16 protein-coding genes are annotated in these 19,524 nt (G+C 73.1%); all 16 read left to right on the forward strand.

The genetic code is table 11. The annotated features are described in order from the left end of the window. The first annotated feature begins 47 nt into the window (after window positions 1-47). A complete protein-coding gene (locus OO52_RS37855) occupies window positions 48-1,307 on the forward strand; it encodes a 6-phospho-beta-glucosidase (protein ID WP_030654319.1) in 1,260 nt (419 codons plus the stop codon). Beyond that, complete coding sequence (locus OO52_RS51135) at window positions 1,307-2,020, forward strand: hypothetical protein (RefSeq protein ID WP_158712610.1); 714 nt, start codon at window positions 1,307-1,309, stop codon at window positions 2,018-2,020. Before OO52_RS37855 ends, OO52_RS51135 begins: the two co-directional genes overlap by 1 nt. After that, the gene (locus OO52_RS46225; protein WP_158712611.1) at window positions 1,993-2,340 is read left to right on the forward strand and encodes a hypothetical protein; all 348 of its coding nucleotides are present in this window, start codon (window positions 1,993-1,995) and stop codon (window positions 2,338-2,340) included. Before OO52_RS51135 ends, OO52_RS46225 begins: the two co-directional genes overlap by 28 nt. Then, a complete protein-coding gene (locus tag OO52_RS48425; protein ID WP_030654316.1) occupies window positions 2,337-2,696 on the forward strand; it encodes a hypothetical protein in 360 nt (119 codons plus the stop codon). Before OO52_RS46225 ends, OO52_RS48425 begins: the two co-directional genes overlap by 4 nt. Next, window positions 2,693-3,163 carry a hypothetical protein gene (locus tag OO52_RS48430; RefSeq protein ID WP_051818875.1) on the forward strand — a complete coding sequence of 157 codons (471 nt, stop codon included), beginning with the start codon at window positions 2,693-2,695 and terminating at the stop codon, window positions 3,161-3,163. Before OO52_RS48425 ends, OO52_RS48430 begins: the two co-directional genes overlap by 4 nt. A 132-nt stretch (window positions 3,164-3,295) precedes the next feature. Further along, complete coding sequence (locus OO52_RS37870; RefSeq protein ID WP_037630464.1) at window positions 3,296-4,324, forward strand: ROK family protein; 1,029 nt, start codon at window positions 3,296-3,298, stop codon at window positions 4,322-4,324. Beyond that, window positions 4,317-4,895, forward strand: coding sequence for a D-sedoheptulose-7-phosphate isomerase (locus OO52_RS37875; protein WP_030654309.1), 579 nt, complete (start codon window positions 4,317-4,319; stop codon window positions 4,893-4,895). Before OO52_RS37870 ends, OO52_RS37875 begins: the two co-directional genes overlap by 8 nt. Before the next feature lie 67 nt (window positions 4,896-4,962). Then, window positions 4,963-7,485, forward strand: coding sequence for an alpha-mannosidase (locus OO52_RS37880; protein ID WP_078877333.1), 2,523 nt, complete (start codon window positions 4,963-4,965; stop codon window positions 7,483-7,485). Further along, window positions 7,482-10,076, forward strand: a complete 2,595-nt coding sequence (locus OO52_RS37885) for a glycoside hydrolase family 2 protein (protein ID WP_051818874.1) — start codon at window positions 7,482-7,484, stop codon at window positions 10,074-10,076. Before OO52_RS37880 ends, OO52_RS37885 begins: the two co-directional genes overlap by 4 nt. Next, window positions 10,066-12,099, forward strand: coding sequence for a hypothetical protein (locus OO52_RS37890; RefSeq protein ID WP_234339889.1), 2,034 nt, complete (start codon window positions 10,066-10,068; stop codon window positions 12,097-12,099). Before OO52_RS37885 ends, OO52_RS37890 begins: the two co-directional genes overlap by 11 nt. Further along, complete coding sequence (locus OO52_RS46240) at window positions 12,096-13,622, forward strand: FGGY-family carbohydrate kinase (protein WP_051818872.1); 1,527 nt, start codon at window positions 12,096-12,098, stop codon at window positions 13,620-13,622. Before OO52_RS37890 ends, OO52_RS46240 begins: the two co-directional genes overlap by 4 nt. 81 nt (window positions 13,623-13,703) lie before the next feature. Then, a complete protein-coding gene (locus OO52_RS37900) occupies window positions 13,704-14,657 on the forward strand; it encodes a hypothetical protein (protein ID WP_199820020.1) in 954 nt (317 codons plus the stop codon). Further along, window positions 14,654-15,343 carry an aspartate/glutamate racemase family protein gene (locus OO52_RS37905; RefSeq protein WP_030654284.1) on the forward strand — a complete coding sequence of 230 codons (690 nt, stop codon included), beginning with the start codon at window positions 14,654-14,656 and terminating at the stop codon, window positions 15,341-15,343. Before OO52_RS37900 ends, OO52_RS37905 begins: the two co-directional genes overlap by 4 nt. Continuing rightward, a complete protein-coding gene (gene otnK, locus OO52_RS37910) occupies window positions 15,340-16,623 on the forward strand; it encodes a 3-oxo-tetronate kinase (RefSeq protein ID WP_030654280.1) in 1,284 nt (427 codons plus the stop codon). Before OO52_RS37905 ends, otnK begins: the two co-directional genes overlap by 4 nt. After that, window positions 16,620-17,279: an aldolase gene (locus tag OO52_RS37915; protein ID WP_030654278.1), complete on the forward strand. Its 660-nt coding sequence runs from the start codon at window positions 16,620-16,622 to the stop codon at window positions 17,277-17,279. The genes otnK and OO52_RS37915 overlap by 4 nt, the downstream gene beginning before the upstream one ends. Before the next feature lie 70 nt (window positions 17,280-17,349). After that, window positions 17,350-19,098, forward strand: coding sequence for a glycoside hydrolase family 13 protein (locus OO52_RS37920; protein ID WP_051818869.1), 1,749 nt, complete (start codon window positions 17,350-17,352; stop codon window positions 19,096-19,098). The last annotated feature ends 426 nt before the right edge of the window (window positions 19,099-19,524 follow it).

Raw genomic sequence — 19,524 nt, forward strand, 5'->3', positions numbered from 1 at the left:
GGGCGTGACGAGAACCTGGCCGTCGTGCGCGGCACGAAAGAGAGACCGTGAAGCTGACCATCGTCGGGGGCGGGTCGACGTACACCCCGGAAATCGTCGACGGCCTGATAGGCCTGCGGGATCGCCTTGAGGTGACGGAACTGGCCTTGCAGGACGTCTCGGAGGACCGGCTGGGTGTGCTCGCTGGGATGAGCCGCCGGATGCTGTCCGCCGGCGGGCATCCTGCCACCGTCACCACGCACACCGACCTCGGCCCGGCTGCGGAGGGCGCCGACATGGTGCTCGTGCAGCTGCGGGTCGGCGGGCAGGCCGCGCGCCTGCAGGACGAGACCCTGCCGCTGCGGTGCGACTGCGTGGGGCAGGAGACCACGGGCGCCGGTGGTCTGGCCAAGGCGCTGCGAACGGTGCCGGTGATGCTCGACATCGCCGAACGGGTACGGGCCGTCAACCCGGCCGCATGGCTGATCGACTTCACCAACCCGGTCGGCATCGTCACCCGCGCCCTGCTGGAGGCCGGACACCGGCGCGTGGTCGGGCTGTGCAGCGCGGCGGCGGTCTTCCAGCGGCACTTCGCCAAGGTGCTCGGCGTCGTCCCCGACCGCATCGCACTCGACCACGTGGGTCTCAACCACCTGACGTGGGAGCGGCGCGTGCTGCTCGACGGCACCGACGTGCTGCCGCGCCTGCTCGACGAACACGGGGACCGGGTGGCCCCGGCCACGGGACTTCCCGCCGACCTCGTCCGCCGCCTGGGCACCGTGCCCTCCTACTACCTGCACTACTACTACAGCCACGACGAGGTCGTCGCACGGCAGAAGAAGGAGGGCGTCCGGGCCCAGGAGGTCATGGAGATCGAGCAGGAGCTGCTGACCCGGTACGCCGACGAGCGGGTGCACACCAAGCCCGAGCTGCTGACCCGGCGGGGCGGTGCCTTCTACGCGGACGCCGCGCTGGATCTGATGGCCTCGCTGCGGAACAGCGACGGTCGCACCCACGTCGTCAATCTCCGCAACGGCGCGACGCTGCCGTTCCTGCCCGCCGACGCCGTCATCGAAGTACCCGCGACCGTCGCCGCGGCCGGGGTGGTGGCACAGCCGGTGGAGCCGCTTGAACCGTTGATCGCCGGGCTGGTCGCACATGTCACGGCCTACGAACACCTGGCATTGGACGCCGCCGTGCACGGTGGCCGCGACCGGGTGTTCCGCGCCCTGCTGGCGCACCCGTTGATCGGCCGGCACGACGTCGCCGACCGGCTGACCGACCTGATCGTGGCCGCCAACAGCGACCACCTGTCGTGGGCGGTGTGATGACCCGTCTCGTCGTCGCGGTCGACGGGGGCAACTCCAAGACCGATGTGGCACTGCTGAATGAGGAAGGAGCCCTGCTGTCCTGGGTGCGCGGCCCCGGCAGCGCCCTCGGGCCGCGGCGGACCGCCGCCGTCGTCACCCGGCTGGCCGCCGTCGCCGCCCGCGACGCCGGACTGACGCCGGCCGAACTCGCCGGCGCGCACGCCTGCTGCTGTCTGGCGGGCGCCGATCTGCCCGGACAGGTGGCGGCGCTGCACACGGCCCTGACGGCCGACGGGGTCTGGGGCTCGGTGGAAGTCCGCAACGACGCCTGGGCGCTGCTGCGCACCGGTGCCGCGCAGGGCGTCCCCGCAGTGGGTGTCGTGTGCGGCGCGGGACTCAAGTGCGTCGCCCGTGCCGACGACGACCGTCGTTTTGAGTTCCCCGGGTTGGGCTGGCAGAGCGGTGACCTAGTGCGGGTGACCTCCTGGCCCGGGAGGCGGTCCGGGCCGCGGCGCGGGCGGAGGACGGTCGCGGCCCGGCCACTGCGCTCCGGCAGGCGGTGTGCGAACGTCTCGCGGTCGCGTCTGTCCGGGAGGCCGCCGAGCGGTTCGTGGCAGGCGACCTGGCGGAACGCCACTTGGACGTGCTGGTCCCGGTGGTGCTCTCCCACGCCCACGACGGCGACCCGGTTGCCCGCACCCTCGTGGACGGCCTGGCCGCGGAGGTCGTGACCCTGGCCCGCACCGCACGCCGGCAGTTCGATCCGTCCTCCGCCACCTGGGCCCTGGTCCTGGGCGGGGGACTGTTCACGGACCCGGAGGGCCGGATGCTGGCCGCGGTTCGCGCGGCGTCCCCCGGGCTGGAGGAGGAGTTCGCCGTCCGAGTCCCCGACGTGCCCCCCGTTGCCGGTGCCGCGCTGCTCGCGTTGGACCGCGTGGCGGCGGGCGCGCCCGGCGAGACCGTGGGCGGTGTCTTCCGGGAGGCGAAACCGCGCCTGGCCGCGGCGGAGGAGATGCCGCGCACGACTGGGGCGGAGGACGTGACGTCATGAGCCTGCTCAAGGTGTACCCCGACGCCGACGCGCTCGGGGCGGCACTCGCAGCCGAGATCGTCGCCGGCATGGCCGATGCCGCGGCACGGGGCTGCCGCCATCTGCTCGGTTGCCCGGGCGGGCGCAGCCTGATCAGCACGTACGACGCCGTCGCCGCCCGGCTTCGGTCCGCGCCGATGGACCTGTCCCACGTGGTGATCGTGATGATGGACGACTACCTGGAGGACGTGCCCGGGCCGGTGCGCCGAGTGCCGACCGACGCGCCGCACAGCTGCGAGCGTTCGCCCTCCTGCGGGTCGCCGAACCGTGGAGCCGGGCCGCCGGGCCGGGGCGCGGCATCCGGGACGAGAACGTGAGGGTCCCGGATCCCAGCGACCGGCCGCGATACGACGAGCGGATCGCGGCGGCCGGGGGTGTCGACCTGTTCCTGTTGGCCACCGGGGCCTCCGACGGCCACGTCGCGTTCAACCCGCCGGGCTCCGGCATCGCGGAGGGCACCCGGGTGATCCGCATCGCCGAGTCCACCCGGCGCGACAACCTGGTCACGTTCCCCCACTTCGGGACTGAGGACCGGGTGCCCCGCCGGGGGATCAGCGCGGGACCGGCGACCTTCGCCGGACTGTCGGGGCGTGTGCGGCTCGTGGCGACCGGAGCGGACAATGCGATGAGCGTCGCGCGTGTGCTGTCCACCACGCGGTGGGAGCCCGACTGGCCCGCGACGATCGTGCACGCGGCCCGCCAGGCCGAGGTGCGGACCGACCCGGCCGCGGCAGGCCAGGCGGGCACCAAGCCCACGGACCGCACAGGCCAGTTGGGTTCCTGATCACTTGGTGCCCGCTGGTTGACGGGTCCCAGCTGTATGGGTACGTTCTCATGTGGGAACGATGCCACATCGAGATCAGGACTACGTCACCACACGAGCACAACGACAACGGACGGAAGATCTGTGGCAGCGATGCACAACTCCGAAGACCGGGAAGCCAACTCGGCGGTCCTGGGCCTGGACATCGGCGGTACCAAACTGGCGGCGGGGGTCGTGGGCGCCGACGGAACGATCCACTCCTTCCTCGTCACGCCCACCCTGGTCGAGGAAGGCGTCCAGACCGTCCTGGCCCGCCTCTTCGACCTGGGGCACAAGGCGATGAACGAGTCAGGACTCGCCCTGGGCGGGATCGCCGCCGTGGGGATCGGCTGCGGCGGCCCGCTCGACCCGGAAGCGGGCGTGCTGCTCTGCCCCCCGCACCTGCCGGGCTGGGTCGACGTACCGATCACCAGGCTGACCGAGGACCGGTACGGGCTCCCGGCCGTCCTCGACAACGATGCCACCGCCGCCGCGGCGGGCGAGCACCGTTTCGGCGCCGGCCGCGGTACCCGCCACATGATCTACCTGACCGTCTCCACCGGCGTCGGCGGCGGCATCGTCGTCGACGGACGCACCTACCGCGGGGCCGCGGGCAACGGTGGAGAACTGGGCCACGTGACCGTCGACCGGCACGGCCGGCACTGCCGGGGCTGCGGGCGCGCGGGCTGCCTGGAGGCCTATGTCTCCGGCACGTCCATCGCCGAACGGGCCCGCGAGGCGGTCGCCGAGGCCGAGGCCGCCGGCCGGCCGACCACGCTCTCCGCCTGCTTGCCCCTCACGGCCGCCGACGTCTCCCGCGAGGCGGCCGCGGGAGACGCCGTCGCCACCCAGGTATGGGTCGCGACCACCCAGGCCATGGCCGACGGAGTCACCTCCCTCGTCAACGTCTTCGAACCCGAACTCGTCGTGCTCGGCGGCGGTGTCACCCGCGCGGGCGAGCAACTCCTCGCTCCCGTCCGGCGCATCGTGCGCGAACGCGCGATGGGCCCGGCCGCGCGTGCCGTGCGCATCGAACCGGCCCGCAGCGGCGACCGGGTCGGCGTCGTCGGTGCGGCGGCCGTGGCGCTCGAGCGAGCCGTCACCACCATCACAGGACCGGAAGGAAACCCCCTCCATGGCTAAGGACCCCGGACAGCAACTCGCGGACCACGTCGACCTGGCACGCCGGGTCGGACAACTCCTGCCGCAGTTGCTGGAGGTCTCCCGGCGCCTGGTGGAGATCTACGAAGCCGGCGGGCGCCTTTACACCTTCGGCAACGGCGGCAGCGCTGCCGACGCCCAGCATCTGGCGGCGGAGCTCGTCGGGCGCTACCTGCGTGAACGCCGCCCGCTGCCCGCGCTCGCCCTGTCCGTCGACCCGTCCGTGACCACCTGCATCGGCAACGACTACGACTTCGACGACCTGTTCTCGCGGCAGGTCGAGGCGTTCGCGAGCCCCGGCGACATGGTCCTCGCCTTCACGACCTCCGGGCGTTCCCAGAATGTGGTGCGCGGGCTGAAGACGGCGCGCGACCGAGGCGCCCTCACCGTCCTGTTCGGCGGCGGCGACGGAGGGCCGGCCGCCGAACACGCCGACCTCGCCCTGCTCGTGCCCTCCGCCGCCACGGCCCGCATCCAGGAGATGCACCTGATGCTCCTGCACCTGCTCAGCGAACAGATCGACGCCTGGGCCGCCGAGGACACCCCTGCCTGACCCCGGAACGCCAGCAGCATCGACCGTCCCCTGACCATCGCCGCCCCGCCCCAGCAGAGGAAACTCCATGCGACCCCGTCAGCGCACCATGCACATGGTCGGCAACGCGCACATAGACCCCGTCTGGCTCTGGCAGTGGCCCGAGGGCTACCAGGAGGTCCGGGCCACCTTCCAGTCCGCCATCGACCGCATGGACGAGTACCCCGACTTCGTCTTCACCTGCGACTCCGTGCTGTACCTGAAGTGGGTCGAGGAGAGCGACCCCCAGCTGTTCGAGGCCATCCGCAAGCGCGTGGCCGAAGGGCGCTGGAAGGTGGTCGGAGGCTGGTGGATCGAGCCGGACTGCAACATCCCCGGCGGCGAGTCGTTCGTGCGCCAGGCCCTGTACGCGCAGCGGTACCTGCAGGAGCGATTCGGCATCGTGGCAACGGTGGGCTGCAACGTCGACCCGTTCGGACACAACGCCATGCTGCCGCAGCTGCTGCGCAAGAGCCGCATCGACTCCTACACCTTCCTGCGCCCCGGGCCCCACGAACTGACGCTGCCCGGCCAGCACTTCTGGTGGGAGTCCGCCGACGGATCGCGGGTCCTCGCCTACCGCATTCCCCACGAGTACTGCACGCCCGGCTCGGACATCGGCAACCACATCGACAAGTCCCTCGCCGTGATGCCGCCGGACGAACCGGAGCTGATGATCTTCTACGGCGTCGGGAACCACGGCGGCGGCCCCACCAAGGCCAATCTCGACAGCATCCGGCGGCTCGACGAGCTCGGCGGCCTGCCCCGCCTGCCGCTCAGCCATCCCCAGGCCTTCTTCGACGCCGTCCGTGACCGCGCCGACATACCCGTCCACGCCGGCGAGCTGCAGCACCACGGCGTGGGCTGCTACTCGGCGCACTCCGGGGTCAAGCGGTGGAACCGCCGTGCCGAGAACCTGCTGCAGCGGGCCGAGAAGTGGTCCGCCGTCGCCCGCGTCGTCGCCGGAATCCCCTATCCGCGAGCCGAATTGACCGAGGCCTGGCAGCTGGTGCTGTTCAACCAGTTCCACGACATCCTCGCCGGCACCTCCATCGCCCCCGCGTACGAGGACAGCCGCGACCAGTACGGACACGCGAGCTCGATCGCCGCGACCGCGTTCAACCGCGCCGTCCAGTCGATCAGCCGGCTCATCGACATTCCGGCCGAAGCGGACATGTACCCGCTGGTCGTGTTCAACCCGCACCCCTGGAAGCTCACCGAGGACGTCGAGTTCGAGTTCACCGGCTTCCCGGGGAACGCGCCGGCCCGCATGGTGGACGACGAGGGCGCCGACGTGCCGGTGCAGCGCACGCGCTCCTACGCCACCATGGCCGGAAGCCGCAGACGCCTGGCTTTCCGCGCCGAGGTGCCGCCGCTCGGCTACCGCGTCTACCGCGTGCTGCCCGGCGAGTCCTCACCCGGCTCCGCGCCGGTACGGGCCACGGACGCCGTCCTCGAGAACGACCACCTCCTCGTCGAAGTCGATCCGTCGACGGGCTGGCTGCGCCGCCTGTACGACAAGGACAACGGCGTCGAACTGCTGCCCGAAGCTCCCGGCCCGCACGCCGTCGTCGTGGACGACCCCTCCGACACCTGGGGACACCGCATCGACTCCTACGACAAGGAGATCGGCTCCTTCCGGTGCACCCGCGTGCGCCTCGTCGAGCACGGCCCTGTGCGCGCCGTGCTCCGCGTGGAGAGCGAGTTCGGCGACTCCACCCTCGCCGAGGAACTGGTCCTCTCCGCCGGCGCCCGGCACCTCGAGGTGCGCACGGTCGTCGACTGGCACGAGAAGCTGCGCCTGCTCAAGCTGCGTTTCCCGACCGCGATCGACACCGCGTCGGCGACGTTCGAGATCCCCTACGGCCACATCGAGCGTTCCGCCGACGGCGCCGAGGAGTCCGCCCAGGCGTGGGTGGACGTCAGCGGCACGCTGGCCGACGGGCGCCGAGCCGGGCTGTCCGTGCTCAACGACAGCAAGTACGGCCACGACGCACGCGGTGGCACCATCGGCATGACCGCGTTGCGCAGTCCCGCCTACGCCTGGCACGAGCCGATGGGCCTGGCCGAGGACGGCGTCTACGAGTACCTCGACCAGGGCCGCCAGGAGTTCCGCTACTGTCTGGTGCCCCATGACGGCGACTGGCGCGCCGACGGCACGGTACGGCTGGCCGCCCAGCTCAACCAGTCCGCCTTCCCCCTGCTGGAGACCTACCACCCCGGTCCGCTGCCCAGCCGCAGCGCGTTCGTGGAGGTGGCGGCGGACTCGGTCGTCGTCAGCGTGGTCAAGGGCGACGAGGACGACAGCGACGCCCTCGTCGTCAGGGCAGTGGAGACTGCGGGGCAGGCGGTGCGCACGACGATCGACCTGCCGCTGCTCTCCCGCTCCGTGGAGGCCGACTTCGGGCCGTCGGAGATCAAGACCTTCCGGGTGCCGCTCGACCCCGAGAAGCCCGTCGTCGAGACCGACCTGCTGGAGTGGCCGGTCGGCGAACCCGTCGGGACGGCTCCCGCCGCTGTCGACGGGGCAGCGGACAGGGCCGGTACGCCGGCGGGGAAGGCCGTCGGATGACCGAGACACCACTGGACGACGCCGACGGCGCCTGGCAGGTGCGCGGGTTCGTCGGGGACGAATGGCAGTGGCACATCGGTCCCCACAAGCCGTTCACGACGCCGGGATGGTTCCCGGCCCGCGTCCCGGGAAGCGTCCTGGACGACCTGCACCGCGCCGGTGAGGTCCCCGACCCGTACGTCGGCCGCAACAGCCTGCTGACCGAGTGGGTGCCCAACCGCAGCTGGGCCTACCGGCGGAACTTCGCTCTCGCCCCGCTGGGGCCGCACGAGCGCGCGGTGCTGTGCTTCGGCGGTGTCGACCACGAGGCCACGGTGCTCGTCGACGACACGGTCGTCGTCCGCCACGAAGGCATGTTCCGTCCCTTCGAGGCCGACATCACCCATCTGGTCCGTGAGGGGGGAGAGCACCTGCTGGCCGTCGTCGTGCACCCGGCTCCCGAGAACGAGCCGCAGGTCGGCCGCACCGACCGGGTCCGCGTGCACAAGGCGCGCATGGGCTACGGGTGGGACTTCTGCCCGCCCATGGTCCACCAGGGCATCTGGCGCGGCGCCCGGCTGGTGGTGAGCGGGCCGGCGCGGCTGCGCGGCGTCACCGCGAGCGCCGGCCTCGGCCCCGGAGTGGAGGGCCTGCGCGAGGGCACCGTGCGCATCGACGCCGACCTCGCCCTTGCCGAGGGGCAGCGCGCGCCCGGCGGCACCCGGCTGGCCGTACGCGTGCGCGACGGGGACCGGGTCGTCGCCGAGGCGGAACGCGACCTCGCGGGCACGACCGAGGACACCGGCGTACGCATGGAACTGAGCGTTCCGAAGCCGTGGCTGTGGTGGCCCAACGGCGCGGGCGAGCAACACCTGTACGAGGCCGAGGTCACGTTCGTCTCGGGGCCGTGCACCATCAGGCGCAGCTTCCCCATCGGGTTCCGGCGCGTCGAACTGGTCCCGAACGACGGCGCCCCTGAGGACGCTCTGCCCTACACCCTCACCGTCAACGGCCGCCGCCTGTACGCGAACGGCTGGAACTGGGTGCCCGTCGACGCCCAGTACGGCGTCCCCCGCCCGGCCAAGCTCGCCCACCTGCTGGACCTGGCCCGCGCCGCACACGTCAACCTGCTGCGCGTCTGGGGCGGCGGCCTGCTCGAAACCGAGGAGTTCTACACCCTCTGCGACCGGCTGGGCCTGATGGTCTGGCAGGAGTTCAGCATGTCCAGCTCGGGCATGGCATCCACCCCGGCGTCGGATGCGGAGTTCGTCGACCTGATGGTGCGCGAGGCGCACGCCGTCGTACCGCCGCGCCGCCACCACCCCTCACTGGTGCTGTGGTGCGGAGGCAACGAACTGCAGGACGAGAAGGGAAACCCCCTGGACGAGTCCGCCCCCGTGCTGAGCGCTCTCCGGGACGCGGTCAGGGAACTCGACCCCGACCGCGCCTGGCTGCCCAGCTCGCCGTCCGGTGTGGAGTTCCTCAACCGGGCCGACAACATCGCCCGCAACCCGGACGGACTGCACGACGTGCACGGACCCTGGGAGCACCAGGGTCTGACCGAGCACAACGGCCTGTACGACATGGGGACCTGCCTCCTGCACAGCGAGTTCGGCGTCGAGGGGATGGCGAACCGCCGCACCCTCGAACGCCTCGTCCCCGACGAGGCGGGCCGCTGGCCCGCGGGCCGCGAGAACCCGGTCTACGCCCATCTCGGCGCCTGGTGGAACAACGCCCCCCTGGTCCAGAACTCGTTCGGCGCACGGATCGACGACGTGGACACGATGCGGCGCGCCAGCCAGCATCTGCAGTACGACGGGCTCCGGTACGCCCTCGAAGCCAACCGGCGCCGTGCCTTCAGGAGCAGCGGCACCCTTCCGTGGCAGTTCAACGAGCCCGTCCCTAACGCCTGGTGCACGGCCGCCGTCGACCACCGAGGCGATCCCAAGCCCGCCTACCACGGCGTACGCCGCGCCTACCGCCCGCTGCACGTGTGCGCCGCCTTTGCCGGCCCCGCCTGGGGAGGGCGTGAGGCGGTGACGGCCGAGGTGTGGGCGCGGGCGGCCGGCCGGCTGCCGGCCGGCACGGCCGTGGCCCGGATACTGGACGCCTACGGCACCGAGGTCGCCCACCGCATGTGGCCCCTCACCCCGACGGCATCCGGGGAGCCTGACCGACCGCAGCACCTGGGCACCCTCACCGCCCCGCTCGAAGCCGTCGGCACCGACGTCTTCTTCCTCGACCTGGTCCTGTACGACCCCGACGGTGCGGCACTGGCCGGCAATCGCTACGGGTGCAGCCGCACCACCGATCTGGCACCGCTGCTCGATCTGCCGCACGCCCGCATCGAGGCCGTCGCCGAGCCCTGCGAGGACAGCGCCGACCGTGTCAGGATCCGGCTGCGGCACCAGGCCGGGCCCGCGGCGTCCGGCCTGGTCCTCGAGGACGCGCGGCCCTATGACTGCCCGGGCTGGGCGGTGTTCGGCGACAACGTGATCGATCTGCTGCCCGGGGAGGAAGCCGTCGTGGACGTGGTGTGGCGCGAGGCAGACCCCGGCGACCGTCTGGTACGCGTATCGGGCTGGAACACCGGAGTGCACCATGTCCGTTGACGTGACCACCGGCAGCGGCGCCGCGGTGGAGCTGCGCGCCGAGGCCGACGGCGGGTGTGTCCACCTTCCCTACCTGGTGGCAGTTCTGGACGCCCAGGGCAACGCCGTGCCCGTGCCCGTCGAGGAGCGCACGGACGACGCCGACGGCGCCCTCGTGCTGGTCGGCGAGGCCGGCGGCTTCCATGCCCGCGCCGTCCTCGCCCCGTCCGCCGGGCCGGCCCGACTGCGCGACGCCACGCTCGTCGTCACCCGGACGGGGGATGCACCCGTCGCCGCCGGACTGCGGGTCGAGGTTCTCCTGGGGATCACCGACGACCCCGGCTGGCTGGTGCCGGGCCTGTTCTACGGCGAGAACCGCGTGCCCGACTGCGAGCGGGTCTTCCCCCGCTTCGAGCCCGGCGCCCACGATCCCGAGGCCATGGTCAGCCACACGTGGGCGTTTCGAGCCGACCGCTGCGCCACCCCCGCCGTCTTCGCTCGCGACACCCGTGGGGGAGCGGCGCTGGTGACCGGTGAGCGCAGTGAACTCGGCCTGTCCGGCGTGGGCCTGTCCCTGGACCCGCGCACCTCGCGTCCCGCTCTGCGCCTGCACTTTCCCTACCGCGAGGAGCCGGTCGTCTACTACGGCTCCGCGCAGCCACTGCCCGCCGAGGCTCCGCTGCACACCTGGCACCGGGGAGAGAGTCGCACCGTCACCTTTCGCCTCGGTCTGCTCGACGCGGACCCGCACGCGTACGCCCCGGTGCTGCGCGAGGTGCACGAGCGCAGCCGTCCCGGGCGGGGCCCGGCGGCCTGGGTGGGCCTGGAGGAAGCCGCCGAGCTCGCCGCCTGGGGCCTGTACCGCTGGCACTACCGTCCCGATCCGCCGGTGCTGCTGGAGACCGCCGCGTTCGACCGCGAGGCGCTGGGCGAACGCGGCGACCGGCAGGCCATGCACGTCGGATGGGTGAGCGGAGTGCCGTACGCGTACGCCTTGATGCGTCACGCCCGGCGCACCGGCCGCGTCGACTACCGCAAGGCGGCGGAGGCGGTGCTGGACCACATCGCCGACAACCTCGCCCCCGCCGGCACCTTCTGGGGGCAGTGGACGGCCTCCCGCGGCTGGACCACCGGCTGGCACCCCGACCGGGACCGGCTGCACGCCCGTACCCTCGCCGAGGCCACCCTCTTCATGCTCCGCGCCCTCGTCGAGGAACGGCGGCACGGCAGTGACCATCCGGCGTGGGAACACGCGGTGCGCGGCAACCTCGCGGTCGCGCTTGCCGCGCAGGACGCCGACGGTCACCTCGGCTCCGCCTACCACCAGGCCACGGGCGCCGTCCTGTCCCGCGCCGGAGCCGCCGGGCTGACCTGGGTGCCGGCCCTCATCGAGGCCGCCGAGGCATTCGGACTGCCCGCATACCTCCAGGCCGCCCGCCGGGCCGGGCGCTGCTATGCCCGTGACCTGCGTTCGGAGTTCCTGTGCGGGGCCCCGGAGGACGTCGACCTCGCCCCCACCTCCGAGGACGGCTACACCGCGGTCATGGCCTACACCGCGCTGCTCGAGGCCGACGGCACGCCCGAATGGCTCGGCCTGGCGCGCCGCGCCGCCGACTGGACGCTGACCTTCCGCTACACGTACGACGTGGACTTCTCCCCGCGCACCCTGCTGGGGCGCTACGGCTTCCGCACCCGTGGCGGCGACCAGGCGTCCCCCTCCAACCAGCACCTCCACTCCTACGGCCTGGTGTGCCTGCCCGAGATGACCCGCCTGGCCCGGCGCACGGGTGACCGCTACTACCTGGAGTCCACCCGCGAGAACCTCGACTGCTTCCGGCAGTTCGTCGCCCGCGAGGACGGCGACTTCGACGCCTACCGCGGCATGGTCAGCGAACGGTTCTACCAGACCGCCTGCTTCCAGGCGAAAGGCATGCTGCTCACCCTCTCGCACGCGTGGTGCGCCGGACTGCTGCTGTACGCCGCCGAGTCGGCACTCGAACTGCCCGAGCTCGCGGACCGGCCGGAAGGCAGGCCGGAGCCATGAGCGGAAAGCGGCGCGAGCCGGTCCTGGCCGGAGTGGACGTCGGCACCACGCACTGCAAGGCCGTGCTGTGCACCCCGGCCGGCACCGTCCTCGCCCAGGCCCAGCGGCGCACACCCGTCGACGCCTCGGGCCACGCCCACGACGTGGCACAGCTGTGCCGTGCCGCCCTGGAGGCGCTCGCCGCCTGCACGGCCGCCGCCAGACGTGGTCCGGACGCCGTCGGGATCACCGGTATGGCCGAGACCGGCGCGCCCCTGGACGCCCAGGGCGATCCGCTGCTGCCCGCGCTGACCTGGTCGGATCCGCGGCCTGCCGCGCACGCCGAGCGCCTGCGCCGCGACCACGGCGCCGCAGAACTGCACGAGGTCACCGGAGTACTGCCCAGCCCCAAGGTGCCGCTGGCCAAATGGCTGTGGCTGCGCGAGGAGCACGCGGACGTGGTCCGCCGCATGCGGACCTGGGCCGGCGCGGCGGACCTGGTGGCCCACGCCCTCACCGGGGCCGTCGGCACCGACGCCACGTTCGCCCAGCGCACGATGGCCTGGGACGTGCACACCGGCGCCTGGCGCCCGGACCTGCTCGCGCTCGCCGGACTCGACGTCGACCGGATGCCCGCGGTGCACGCCCCCGGGACGGCGGTCGGTCGCATCGGCGGCGCCACCGCCGCCGCCCTGGGCATGGCGCCGGGCGCGCCCGTCGTCGTCGCCGGGCACGACCATCTGGTCGGCGCCTGGGCGGCAGGCGTGCGGGCGGCCGGCGAGTCGGCCGACTCGATGGGCACGGCCGAAGCCGTGGTGACCCTCGCCGACACCGCGCCGGACGCGCGGGCCACCGGCCGTCAGGGCATGTCGTACGGGCGGCACGTGGACGGCGCCCACTGGTGCACGGTCGCCGGCATGTCCAGCTCCGGAGCCCTGGTGGAGTGGTTCTGCGACCGGCTGCTCGGCCTGGGCCAGGCCCCGCCCGAGGAGCGTTACCGCCGTTTCGCCGCGCTCGTCGAACAGGCGGGGGAGGGGCCGACCGGGGTGTGCGTCGAGCCGTATCTGCACGGTCGCTCAGCCCCTCGTCCGGATCCCGCCAGGCGACTGACCATGCACGGCTTCCAGCCTCGGCACGGGCTGTCGGAACTGGCCAAGGCGCTGCTCGAAGGCGCCTCGTACCAGGCCCGCTGGATGGCCGAGGCACAAGGGGAGCTGGTCGGCGCGCCACCGCACACCGTCACCCTGCTCGGCGGCTCCGTACGCCAGCGGACGTGGTCGGCGATCAAGGCCGCCGTCTCGCCGTGGCGCACTCTGGTGTGCGACGCGCCCGACGCCGCCTGCCTGGGCGCCGCCGCCTGGGCGGGCGCCGCCCTCGACCTCGACCCGGCCGCGCCGGTCGCCGCCCGCCGTCCGGTGGACCCTCCGCCCGCAGCGGCCGACGCCTACCAGCGCGCCTACCACACCGTGTTCCTGCCCACGGTCACCACGTCCGCCACCGCAGGCCGGTCCGCCACCGGTCCGGTCACCGATGCGCCCTTGTGATCCGCCGCCCCCCTGATCCGCACTCCGAAAGCCATCCGCCCCCGTGCCCAGCCCCGGCCACCACCCCATGGAGCACCTGACGTGACCACCGTTCAGCCCATACCACTACTGACCTCTGGTTCGCTCGCCCCGGCGGCCCTCGCCCGGCCGTCCGGCACCTTCGCCATGATTGCGATGGACCAGCGCGAGTCGCTGCGCGCCATGATGGCCCGGCACTCCGCCGGTGCCCCCGTGACCGACGACGCCATGGTCGCCTTCAAACTCTCCGTGGCCCGCGAACTCGGCCCCCTGGCCTCCGCGTTCCTGATCGACCGCGAATACGGATACGACCGGGTCGTGGGTGAGCGGCTGCTTCCCGCCGACTGCGCCCTCGTCCTCGCCGCGGACGCGCTCGACCAGCCGGGCGGCGTCGTCGCCGACACCGATCTGGACGAGCAGGTCGATCCCGGCCAGGCCCGCCTCGACGGGGCCGTCGCCCTGAAGCTGCTCGTCGTCTGGCGGCGGGACGCACTCCGCGAGCAGCGCGTCGAGCTGGCCGCCCGGTTCGTCGCCCGCTGCCGCGAGGCAGGCCTGGCCTCCGTGCTCGAACCCGTGACCCGCCCCACGCCCGAGGAGGAGGCCGCCGGCACCTTCGACCTCAACGACTCCATTGTCGAGGCGGCGCGCGAACTCGCCCCCCTCGGGCCGTCCCTGTACAAGTGCCAGGTGCCCGACCGCGGTGTCGGCCCGGTCTCCCACCTTGCGCGGCAGGCCGAGCGCATCGACGCCGTGGTCGACTGCCCTTGGGTGGTGCTCTCCCAGGGCGTCGACCCGCAGGACTTCCCGCAGGCCGTGGAGGCCGTCTGCCGGGCCGGAGCCTCCGGCTTCCTGGCAGGCAGGGCCTTGTGGACCGACGCTCTCGCCAGTGCCGACCCGCTGCCCGTGCTGCGGGGCGCCTCCGCGGACCGGCTGCGTGAACTCGGCGGTATCGTCGACCGGTTCGGCCGCCCCTGGGAGCAGGCGCGGGCCGCCACGAAGTCCGGAGGTGCGGCATGACGGCCGCCACCCCCCGGCCCAGGGTGTGCGTGCTGCATACCGTCACCACCCTGCCGGCCGTCTTCTCCGCCCTCCTCCCGGAGCAGGCCCCCGGCGTCGACGCCTACCACGTGGTGGACGAGAGCCTGCTCGCTGACACCGTCGCCCACGGCCTGCTGCCCCGCACGGTGCGACGGGTCGCCGCCTACGCGGCCCTCGCCGAAGAGGCGGGCGCCTCCGCCGTCCTGGTGACGTGCTCCTCCATCGGCGGCGCGGCCGAACTCGCCCGGGCGCACGTCGGCATCCCCGTCCTGCGCGTGGACGAGCCGATGGCGCGGCAGGCCGTACACACCGGCCACCGCATCGGCGTCCTCGCCACCCTGTCCTCCACGCTCGGGCCGACCGAGGACCTGATCCGGCGCACGGCGGCCGAGGAGGGCGTGGACGTAGAGCTGACCACCTCCGTGTGCCCCGGGGCGTACGAGGCGCGCATCGCGGGCGACACGGCGCAGCACGACCGTCTGATCGCCACCGAGGCAGCACGGCTCGCCGCCCACGCCGATGTCCTCGTCCTGGCCCAGGCCTCCATGGCACAGGCGGTCGGCAGACTCCCTTCAGGCAGCCTCACCGTGCCCGTGCTCACCTCCCCGCAGTCGGGCACCGCCCAACTCGCCGCACTGCCCGCGGCGCAGGCAGCCGTCCGATGAGCGGGCACCGGGACCGTCCCGTGTGGGGATGCATCGCCGACGACTTCACCGGCGGCACCGACATCGCCGCCGCACTGGTCGCCGCCGGTTTCCGCACCACCCTCTCCGTCGGTGTGCCGGAGCGTCCGCTCCCGCAGGAGCAGGACGCCGACGCGGTCGTGGTGGCCCTGAAGTCCCGCACCGCGCCCCGGCAGCAGGCCGTCACCGCCTCGCTCGCTGCTCTCCGGCACCTCACCGACCTCGGCTGCGAACGCTTCTGGTTCAAGTACTGCTCCACCTTCGACTCCACCCCCCGCGGCAACATCGGACCGGTCACCGAGGCGCTGCTGGACGCGCTCGGCGAACAGTGCACCGTGCTGTGCCCGGCGTACCCGGACAACGGCCGTACCGTCTACCAGGGCCACCTGTTCGTCGCCGACACCCTGCTGTCGGAATCGGCCATGCGGTACCACCCGCTCACCCCGATGACCGACCCCGACCTGCGCCGGGTCCTCGCCGCCCAGAGCACCCAGCCGGTCGGGCTGCTGCCGCACGCCGTGCTGCGCGCCCCCGAGGGCGCCGCCCGCGCCCACCTGGACCGACTGGCGGCGCAGGGCACACGACTGATCATCACCGACACCACCGGCAACGAGGACCTGCCCGTCATCGAACGCGCCACCCGCCACCTGCGTCTGCTCACCGGCGGATCCGGCCTGGCCTGTGTCCTTCCGCCGCCCCGGGCAGCCGGAGCACCGGATACGGCCGACCGCATCGAAATCGCCCACGGACCCGCGGCAGTGCTCGTCGGCAGCGTCTCCGACGCCACTCTCGGCCAGACGGCCCACGCCCGCCGGTACCTGCCGCATCGCAAACTGCCGTGGGCGGACCTGCGGGCGGACCCGGCGGGCACCGTCGCCCGGGCGCTCGCCTGGGCCCGCGACCACCTCGACCCGTCGGTGCCCGTCCTCCTGCACAGCGCCGAGGAGCGCGCGGACGTCGAGCAGGCCCAGCAGGCGCTGGGTACCACCGAGGCCGCCGCCCTGGTCGAGCGCGCGCTCGCGGACTGCGCCCGCGGACTGCTCGACACCGGCGTACGGCGGCTCGTCGTCGCAGGCGGGGAGACCTCCGGCGCCGTCGTCTCCGCCCTGGGCCTGCGCAGCCTGAGGATCGGCCCCACCGCCGCTCCCGGCGTCCCCTGGACCTCGGCCACCTACGCGGGCCACACCGTCAACCTGGCCCTCAAGTCCGGCAACTTCGGCGCCCCCGACTTCTTCACCACCGCCCAGGAGGCCCTGAAGTGAACGACCTGCGCCGTGCCGTCGCCGAGGCCGGCCGCCGCCTGCACGCACTGGGCCTGAGCCCCGGCGCGTCGGGCAACATCAGCGCCCGGACCCCCGGAGGCGTCCTGGTCAGCCCGACGGGCCGCGGGCTGGACGAACTGACCCCGCAGGCGCTGGCCGCACTCGACGCCGACGGGACGCACACCTCCGGTCCGCCTCCCACCAAGGAAGTTCCCCTGCACCTGGCCCTGTACGACCGGGACCCGTCGGCACAGGCGGTCGTCCACCTGCACTCCACCCATGCCGTCGCCGTCTCCTGCCTGGAACCCGAGGACCCGTACAGCTGCCTGCCGCCGCTCACCGCGTACTTCGTGATGCGCGTCGGCCGCACTCCACTGATCCCCTACGCGGCACCCGGCGACCGGGCCCTGGCCGACCACGTCCGGGCCGTCCCCTTCCCGTTCCGAGCGGCACTGCTGGCCAACCACGGACTCGTCGTCACCGGGACCGATGTCGAGCAGGCGGTCCTGTCGGCGATCGAGGTGGAGGAGACCGCCCGGTTGCACCTGCTGCTCCACGGCCACCGAGCCCGCCCCCTCACCCCCGCTCAGATCGCCGACCTGGGCGCCCGCCACAGCGTGCACTGGCCCGCCGTACCCCAGACGTCGTTGACATGACGGCGAGCCAGGGCTGTGCCCGCCGCGTGCCGCCGCGCACGAACGGACCCGAAACAAGGTAGGACACCGCATGGACACTCCTCCGGCCCCGTCACCCGGCCCACCTGCCACACCCCCCGGACCCGACGGGGGACCCTGGTGGCGACACGCCGTCATCTACCAGATCTACGTGCGCAGCTTCGCCGACTCCGACGGCGACGGCGTCGGCGACCTGCCTGGTGCCACGTCGAGGCTGGCGCACGTCGCCGCCCTCGGAGCCGACGCCGTCTGGCTGACGCCCTTCTACCGCTCCCCGATGGCCGACGGCGGCTACGACATCGCCGACCACCGGGACGTGGACCCGGTCTTCGGCACCCTCGCCGACGCCGAGGACCTCGTCACCGAGGCACACCGCCTCGGCCTGCGCGTCATCGTCGACGTCGTCCCCAACCACACCTCCGACCAGCACCCGTGGTTCCGTGAGGCGCTGGCCTCGGCCCCCGGCTCCCCGGCCCGCGCCCGCTACATCTTCCGCGACGGCAGAGGTCCCGACGGCTCCCTGCCGCCCAGCGACTGGCAGTCGGTATTCGGCGGCAGCGCCTGGCAGCGCACCGCCGACGGCCAGTGGTACCTGCACCTGTTCGTCCCCGAACAGCCTGATCTCGACTGGAGCCACCCCGAGGTCCGAGCCGACTTCGAGTCGATCCTGTGCTTCTGGCTCGACCGGGGAGTCGACGGCTTCCGCATCGACGTCGCCCACGGCATGGCCAAGGACCTGGTCGAGCCCCTGCGCGACCTCGGCCCCGACCAGGTGCACCACGGCATCGTGGGCGCGGGCGCCAACGGAAGCCACCCCCTGTGGGACCGTGACGAGGTCCACGACATCCTGCGCGGCTGGCGCGCCCGGCTCGACACGTACGAGCCGCCACGCGCAGCAGTGGCCGAGTCCTGGGCCGAAGGTCCTCGCCGGGTCCTGTACACCCGGCCCGACGAACTGCACCAGGCGTTCAACTTCGACTTCCTGCAGGCGCCATGGGAGGCGGCCGGGCTCCGTCGGGTCATCGACACCTCCCTCGCCGCTGCCCACGCCGTCGGGGCGGCGCCGACCTGGGTACTCTCCAACCACGACGTGGTCCGCCACGCCTCCAGGCTGGCCCTGCCGCCGCACACGGACCCGAACGCCTGGCTGCTGAGCGGCGGCACGCAGCCGCAGCCGGACTCGGCGACTGTGCGGCGCAGGGCCCGCGCCGCCGCACTGCTGCTGCTGGCTCTGCCCGGTGCCGCGTACCTGTACCAGGGTGAGGAGCTGGGCCTTCCCGAGGTCGCCGACCTGCCCGACGGCGTACTGCAGGACCCAGTGAGGGTGCGCTCGCGGGGGGCCAGGAAGGGCAGGGACGGTTGCCGCGTTCCCCTACCGTGGCAGCGGTCCGGCCCCTCCCTGGGCTTCGGCTCGGTTGCGCCGTGGCTGCCGCAGCCCGCGGACTGGCCGGAACGGTCGGTGGCCGCACAGAGCGACGATCCCGATTCGGTGCTCAGCCTGTACCGTGCGGCCCTCGGTCTGCGCCGGCACTACGGTGGCGACGGCGACCTGGCCTGGCTGGAGTCCGACTCCGCGACCGAGGCGCTTGCCTTCCGGCGGGGCACCGGCCTGGTGTGCACGGTGAACCTGGGCAGCAGAGCACTGCCCCTGCCGGCGGGCGACGTCCTCCTGGCCAGCGGCCACCTGGACAAGGACCCGTCAGGCCGGCAGGTGATCCCGGCCGACACGGCCGTGTGGCTCCTGTCCGGCCCGCAGAACGGGCCGGCAGCAGGGCAGCAGTCGAAGCGCGATCCTGCCTGAGCAGTCCGTCCGAACCCGGAGGCACTCCCCGTGCGAGTCGGAGCGCGGCTCTCACAGGAGGGAGGCGGCGTCGCGCTGTGGCAGCGCTTCCCGGCGCCCGCCGGTCACACGCCTGGTGCCTGGCCCTGCGCCATACCGCTGGCCGGCGGGCCACGCAGGGGACGAGGCGAAGTGGCCCGCTGCGACTGTCCCCGCTGCCGGACGCTGAACGCCCCCTGCGAGAACCACCCCTGCCCCTGCCCGAGCTGCGGAGCACCCCGAGCCACTGTGGCGTGACGAACGGGCGCACCGACGCTGCTGTGCGGCAGCCGTCGGGGGACCGCCCCGGTCCTTTAATTCCACGATTGGCCCAGTTACTCGCTCTTCAAATGGACCACATGCCCGGGCCACTAGCTGCATACGCTCGACACCAGTGCGGCTGAGACC

The organism is Streptomyces flaveolus, assembly GCF_000716535.1.
In the GTDB taxonomy this organism is placed as follows: domain Bacteria; phylum Actinomycetota; class Actinomycetes; order Streptomycetales; family Streptomycetaceae; genus Streptomyces; species Streptomyces flaveolus_A.

What these genes read in the sequence shown, in the direction of transcription:
- OO52_RS51135 (WP_158712610.1), top strand. Translation starts at nt 1,307, where the DNA reads ATGACCCGTCTCGTCGTCGCGGTCGACGGGGGCAACTCCAAGACCGAT.
- OO52_RS48425 (WP_030654316.1), top strand. Translation starts at nt 2,337, where the DNA reads ATGAGCCTGCTCAAGGTGTACCCCGACGCCGACGCGCTCGGGGCGGCA.
- OO52_RS37870 (WP_037630464.1), top strand. Translation starts at nt 3,296, where the DNA reads ATGCACAACTCCGAAGACCGGGAAGCCAACTCGGCGGTCCTGGGCCTG.
- OO52_RS37875 (WP_030654309.1), top strand. Translation starts at nt 4,317, where the DNA reads ATGGCTAAGGACCCCGGACAGCAACTCGCGGACCACGTCGACCTGGCA.
- OO52_RS37880 (WP_078877333.1), top strand. Translation starts at nt 4,963, where the DNA reads ATGCGACCCCGTCAGCGCACCATGCACATGGTCGGCAACGCGCACATA.
- OO52_RS37885 (WP_051818874.1), top strand. Translation starts at nt 7,482, where the DNA reads ATGACCGAGACACCACTGGACGACGCCGACGGCGCCTGGCAGGTGCGC.
- OO52_RS37890 (WP_234339889.1), top strand. Translation starts at nt 10,066, where the DNA reads ATGTCCGTTGACGTGACCACCGGCAGCGGCGCCGCGGTGGAGCTGCGC.
- OO52_RS46240 (WP_051818872.1), top strand. Translation starts at nt 12,096, where the DNA reads ATGAGCGGAAAGCGGCGCGAGCCGGTCCTGGCCGGAGTGGACGTCGGC.
- OO52_RS37905 (WP_030654284.1), top strand. Translation starts at nt 14,654, where the DNA reads ATGACGGCCGCCACCCCCCGGCCCAGGGTGTGCGTGCTGCATACCGTC.
- otnK (WP_030654280.1), top strand. Translation starts at nt 15,340, where the DNA reads ATGAGCGGGCACCGGGACCGTCCCGTGTGGGGATGCATCGCCGACGAC.
- OO52_RS37920 (WP_051818869.1), top strand. Translation starts at nt 17,350, where the DNA reads ATGGACACTCCTCCGGCCCCGTCACCCGGCCCACCTGCCACACCCCCC.